The sequence below is a fragment of the Ectothiorhodospira sp. PHS-1 genome, assembly GCF_000225005.1.
GTDB lineage: Bacteria > Pseudomonadota > Gammaproteobacteria > Ectothiorhodospirales > Ectothiorhodospiraceae > Ectothiorhodospira.
Window position 1 is genome coordinate 1 of the sequence record NZ_AGBG01000054.1, and the last position, 5,754, is coordinate 5,754.

Genomic DNA, 5,754 nt, shown 5'->3' on the forward strand with positions numbered 1-5,754 from the left:
GCGCATGAAGGAACTCGACGGCAAAACCATCGTCTTGGGTCTGTCTGGTGGCATCGCCTGCTACAAGTCGGCGGAGCTGTGTCGCTTGCTGGTGCGCGCCGGTGCCGCGGTGCAGGTGGTCATGACCGAGGCGGCGGCACAGTTCATCACGCCAGTGACGATGCAAGCCTTGAGCGGCCGGCCCGTCGTCACCACGCAGTGGGACCTGCGCGAGCCCAATGCGATGGCGCATATCAACCTGGGGCGAGCGGCCGACGCCATCGTGGTGGCGCCCGCCAGCGCCGACCTGATCGCCCAACTGGCGCAGGGCCGCGCGGCCGAGATCCTGACCCTGCTGTGCCTGGCGCGACCCATCGAGCGCGTGCCGCTGCTGCTGGCGCCGGCCATGAACCGCGAGATGTGGGCTCACCCGGCCACGCAGCGCAACCTGGCGCAGGTACAGGCCGACGGGGCCACCGTGCTGGGGGTGGGGCAGGGCGAGCAAGCGTGCGGCGAGGTGGGCGACGGCCGCATGCTGGAACCCGAGGACATTCTGGAGGACGTGGTGGCGTGCCTCAGCCCCAAAGTGCTGGCCGGACAGCGCGTGCTCATCACCGCCGGGCCGACGTTCGAGGCGATCGATCCCGTGCGCGGCATCACCAACCACAGCAGTGGCAAGATGGGCTTTGCGCTGGCGCGTGCCGCGCGCGAGGCGGGGGCCGAGGTCACGCTGGTGGCCGGCCCCGTGCATTTGCGCACGCCACGTGGCGTGCGCCGAGTGGATGTGCAATCCGCGCAGCAGATGCTGGATGCGGTACTGGCGTACGCGCACGAGGCCAGCATCTTCATCGCCGCGGCGGCGGTGGCCGACTGGCGTCCGGCGCAGGCGGCCACGCACAAACTCAAGAAAGACGGCAGCGGCCAGCCACCGGCGCTGACGTTCGTAGAGAACCCCGACATCCTGGCCACCGTCGCGGCCTCGCCCCGTGCGCAGCGTGGTGAGCTGTACTGCGTGGGCTTTGCCGCCGAGAGCCATGACGTGCTGGCCAACGCCCAGGCCAAGCGGGTGCGTAAAGGCGTGCCGCTGCTGGTGGGCAACATCGGCCCGGCCACCTTTGGGCGCGACGACAACGCGCTGTGGCTGGTGGACGAGCGCGAGACGGTGGAGCTGCCACCCGCCAGCAAGATCGCGCTGGCGCGGCAGCTGGTACGCGAGATCGCACGCCGCCTGGGCACGGACGGCGGTGCGCGAGATCCGGGTCGATGAGAGTGGCGGCTGCGCCCTCTGATCGCAGCCGCCTGTTCAGGTGGCGGCGGTGCTGTGGGGCCGGATGCGAAACCACAGCGCGTACAGCGCCGGCACGAACAGCAGCGTGATCGCCGTGCCGACCGCCACCCCGCCGATGAGCAAGTAGGCCAGCGGACCCCAGAAGCTGTCCTGCGTCAGCGGCACAAAGGCCAGTACCGCCGCCATGGCCGTCAAGACCACCGGGCGCGCGCGCTGCACCGCCGCTTCCACCACGCCGTCGAAGGGACCCATGCCCGACTCGAAATTGTCGGCCACCTGCTGCGTCAGGATGAGCGTGTTGCGCATCAGGATGCCCGCCAGCCCGATCAACCCCAACAGTGCCACGAAGCCAAACGGTTGCTGAAACACGAGCAGCGCCAGTACCGCCCCGATCAGCCCCAGGGGCGCGGTGGCCACCACCATGAACGTGCCCGTAAACGAGCGCATCTGCAGCATGATGAAGATCAGCATCGCTGCCACCATCAGCGGCTGCAGTTTTTGGATCGAGCGGTTGGCTTTTTCGGACTGCTCCACCGAGCCACCGATGGCCAGTCGATAGCCCGGGGGCAGTTCGGCGCGCACGGGTTCGAGCGCCCTCCATACCGCAGCGGTCACGTCGTTGGGCTGTGCTCCCCGCACCTCGGCCTGCACGGCCACGAACGGTTCGCGGTTGTAGCGCTTGATGACGGGTTCCTCGTAGCGCACCTCCAGCGTGCCGAGCTGGGTCACAGGGATTTTGCGGCCGTCGCGGTTGAGCAGCTCCAGCCCGGCGAGCGACTGCACGTTCAGCCGGGTACCCCCCGACGCGCCGCGCGCCACCAAATCCACCGTGCGCGTGTCGCGCCGCAGTTGCGTCACGGGCACCCCGTCGAGCAGGAACTGCAATTGCTCCGCCACGTCTTGCGGGGTCAGGCCCATCAGGCGCAGTCGGTCGGCGTCGGCGCGCAGGTGCAGCACCGGCATGCGCTCATCCCACTCCAGGTGCGGGTCCACCACGTGGGGGTTAGCTTCCATCACCGTGCGCACGCGGTGGGCGATGGCGCGCACCTGGTTGGGGTCGGGCCCAAAGACGCGGAACTGCACCGGCCACGCCACCGGCGGGCCGTACAACAGCCGCGCAACGCGGATGCGTGCCTCCGGAAATTCGCCGTCGCGGATGTGCTGTTGCAGCGCGGCGATGATGCGGTCGCGCCCCGCCTGGTCGTGGGCCAGCACGATGAGCTTGCCAAAAGCCGGGTTGGGCGGCTCGGGGCTGGCCGAGATGAAAAAACGCGGTGCGCCCGCGCCCACGTAGGCCGACAGCGTCTTGACTTCGGGCATGGGCGCCAGAATCGACTCCAGCCGGCGCACGGTGCGGTCCGTCACCGCAACCGAGGTGCCCTGCGGCAAATAGACGCTGACCAGCACCTCGGTGCGGTCGCTGCTGGGGAAGAACTGCTTTTGCACCACCGTAGCCATGCCAATGGCCGACAGCACCAGCAGCGCCACTGTGCCTGCGACTACCGTCTTGCGGTGCACCACGCACCACGACACCAGCGCCCGCAGCCGCCGGTAGGCGGGCGTCTGGTACAGCGCATCGTGCGCGTGGCGCTGCTCGGGCGGCACGTCGCGCAGCAGCTTGACCCCCAAATACGGCACAAAGGTCACCGCCACCACCCACGACGCGAGCAGGCTGATGCCCAACACCCAGAAGATGTTGCCGGCGTATTCGCCCACACCTGAGCGCGCAAAGCCGATCGGCAAAAATCCTGCCACTGTCACCAGCGTGCCAAACAGCATGGGGGCCGCGGTCACGTTCCAGGCGTGGGCCGCGGCGCGGATGCGGTCCCAGCCTTCCTCCATCTTGACCAACATCATCTCGACCGAGATGATCGCGTCGTCCACCAGCAGCCCGAGCGAGATGATGAGTGCGCCGAGCGTGATGCGATCCAGGTTGATGCCCATGGCCTTGAAGACCAGAAAGCTCAGGCCCAGCGTCACAGGGACCGCAATGCCCACGATCAGCCCGGCGCGCAGGCCAATGGCCAATATGCTCACGCCCATCACCACAGCCACCGCGACCAGAAATTTGATCTGGAACAGGTCCACCGCCTTGCGGATCGCGTCAGCCTGGTTGGTCAGCTGTGTCAGCTCCATGCCCAGGGGCAACTCGGTCTTTTTGGCCTGCAGGTAGCGCTCCAGCCGCTCTCCCAGCGCCAGGCCGTTTTCACCCTTGTTCATGACCACACCGATCAGCACGGCGTCCTGGCCGCGCGCGCGCACGAGGTAGGTGGGTGGATCCTCGTAACCGCGCCGGATGGTGGCGATGTCGCCCAGGCGGATGACCTTTTGCCCGGCCCGGATGGGCAGCGCCGCCAGCGTCTGCGGGTCGGACAAATCGGCGTCGAGCCGGATGTACAGGCGCGGGCCGTCGGTTTCGAGCCGACCGGTGGGTACGAGTCGGTTGCTCGCGTCGATGGCTTCGAAAATCGCCTGCGGCGACAGCCCCAGGTTGACCAGGCGGGCGCTGTCGAACTCGACGAATACGCGCTCCGTGCGCTCGCCGATCAGCACCGCTTTGTGTACCCCTTCGATGCGTTGCAGCTGGTCGCGCAGGCGGTCCGCTTCGCGCGCCAGGTCGGCCATCGGCAGCCCCGGCGCAGTCAGCGACAGCAGGCTAAAGTACACGTCGGCGAAATCATCGTTGGAGATCGGGCCGATGACGCCTGCGGGCATTTCGCGCTGCGCATCCCACATGCGCTTGCGCACCTGATAGAACAGCTCGGCTACCTTGGCCTGCGGGGTGTAGTCGTGAAACTCCACCTGCAGCGTGGCCTGCCCAGGGCGCACGGTGGTTTCGATGCGGTAGAGGTACTCGACCTCTTGGATGCGTTTTTCCAGCCGGTCGACCACTTGTTGCTGCAGTTGCTGCGCCGTGGCACCGGGCCACAGCACGTTGACTTGCATCGCGCGCACGGTGAACGCCGGGTCCTCGGCGCGGCCCAGCGAGGCGAATGCGTAAATGCCGCCCAGCACCGACAAAATCAGCAAAAACAGGGTAACGGCGCGCTCGCGCACCGCCAGCGCCGACAGGTTGGGCAGGCTCATCGGGGCAGCTCCCGCACGGCCATGCCGGGCTGGATCAGGTGCGTGCCCAGCGCGATGACGCGATCGCCCGCTTGCAGGTCACCCTCGACCGTGGCCTGGCGGTCATCGGTGTGCCGCACGCGCACGGCGACCGGCTCTGGCCGACCATCACGCACGCGCCACACGCGCGGACCTTCGCCGCGCTCATCCAGCGCGCCGATGGGCACGCGCCAACGCACCCCGTCGGCTGACGCTGTGCCGGGCAGGGCAAAGCGTGCGCTGACCACGCTGCCCAGCGCCACCGTGGCGGGCAAATCCGCCACGCTGTAGCGCGCGCGCCGGGTGCGCGCCAGCGCATCGACCATCGGGGCCGCCTCGCGCAGCCGCAGCGGGCGACGTTGGCCGTCGGGCAGGACGGCCTCCCCCTGCGCGGGGGGCAGCACCCCGTCGGGGAAGTGGACCTCGATTTCGCGCTCGCCCGCCTGCGCGAGCACCGCCACCGGCTGGCCCGGGCTCACCACCTGACCCGGCTGGCCGCTGACGTCCACCAGCACGCCCGCGGCGGGGCTGCGCAACTGCGCATAGCCGCGGGCGTTGCGCGCCTGCGCCAGCCGCGCGGCCGCCGCGTCGCGGCGGCTCTGCGCTTCGCGCAATGTCAATTCGGCGCGGTCGAGCGCCTGGGCGCTCACAAAGGCGCGCGCCTGCAGGTCACGCACACGCGCCACGTCGGCCTGCGCGGTGCGCCACGCCGCCTCGGCAGCGGCGGCGTCGGCTTCAGCGGCCCGCACCGCTTGCTCCAAGTCAGCCGGGTCCAGCTCGAACAGCACCTCGCCGCCACGCACCGTCTGTCCTGCATCCGCATGGCGAGTGCGGATGCGCCCGCCCACCTGAAACGCCAGCGGCGCCTCTACGCGCGCCTGCACAGTGCCGGACAGGCCTTGGGCGGCCCCCAGGGCGGGTTCGATCGTGGTGGTGCGCACCAAGGGGACGCTGTCGGCGGTAGAGGTCGGCTCGGCGGCTCGCTGGCATCCCAGCATCGTCATGGCGGCTAACAGGCTAGCGCCAGCGGCCACGAGTCGGGTCGATCGAAAGGCCATCACGCAAATTCCCGGAAGTCATTCATAATTGAACGGTATCGTAATAGCCAAAGCTCTGCCATCCCACATGCCCACGACATCCCATGCCCGGGGGCGTCCCGTCGATCCTCGCAAGGACACGGCGATCCTGGGCGCCGTGCGGCGCGTGCTCCAGCGCGAGGGGCCGTCGGCCGTCACGATGGAGCGCATTGCGCATGAAGCCGCGGTGTCCAAAGCGACGCTGTATCGCCGCTACCCGGGCCGTCAGTCCCTGCTAGAGGCATTGGTGGCGCGGGATGCCGAGCGTGTCTTTCGTGCGCTGGACAAACCCGCGGCGGGTTTGGG

At 68.9% G+C, this 5,754-nt stretch carries 4 protein-coding genes; 2 read left to right on the plus strand and 2 right to left on the minus strand.

The features are described 5' to 3' along the window. The first annotated feature begins 4 nt into the window (after nt 1-4). Nucleotides 5-1,246, plus strand: a complete 1,242-nt coding sequence (coaBC, locus tag ECTPHS_RS13285; RefSeq protein ID WP_040406107.1) for a bifunctional phosphopantothenoylcysteine decarboxylase/phosphopantothenate--cysteine ligase CoaBC — start codon at nt 5-7, stop codon at nt 1,244-1,246. A 36-nt stretch (nt 1,247-1,282) separates the two neighbouring features. Here coaBC and ECTPHS_RS13290 read toward each other — a convergent pair whose 3' ends face one another. Continuing rightward, nucleotides 1,283-4,354 carry an efflux RND transporter permease subunit gene (locus ECTPHS_RS13290; protein ID WP_008933278.1) on the minus strand — a complete coding sequence of 1,024 codons (3,072 nt, stop codon included), beginning with the start codon at nt 4,352-4,354 and terminating at the stop codon, nt 1,283-1,285. Then, on the minus strand, nt 4,351-5,376 hold the full coding sequence (locus ECTPHS_RS13295; protein WP_141565365.1) for an efflux RND transporter periplasmic adaptor subunit: 1,026 nt from the start codon (nt 5,374-5,376) through the stop codon (nt 4,351-4,353). The genes ECTPHS_RS13290 and ECTPHS_RS13295 overlap by 4 nt, the downstream gene beginning before the upstream one ends. A gap of 121 nt (nt 5,377-5,497) precedes the next feature. Between ECTPHS_RS13295 and ECTPHS_RS15440 the strand changes: the two genes are divergently transcribed. Further along, nucleotides 5,498-5,754: helix-turn-helix domain-containing protein (locus tag ECTPHS_RS15440; RefSeq protein WP_040406105.1), on the plus strand; the 257-nt coding region annotated here is incomplete at its 3' end.

Coding starts and splice junctions, on each gene's coding strand:
- coaBC (WP_040406107.1), top strand. CDS start 5: ATGAAGGAACTCGACGGCAAAACCATCGTCTTGGGTCTGTCTGGTGGC.
- ECTPHS_RS13290 (WP_008933278.1), bottom strand. CDS start 4,354: ATGAGCCTGCCCAACCTGTCGGCGCTGGCGGTGCGCGAGCGCGCCGTT.
- ECTPHS_RS13295 (WP_141565365.1), bottom strand. CDS start 5,376: ATGACGATGCTGGGATGCCAGCGAGCCGCCGAGCCGACCTCTACCGCC.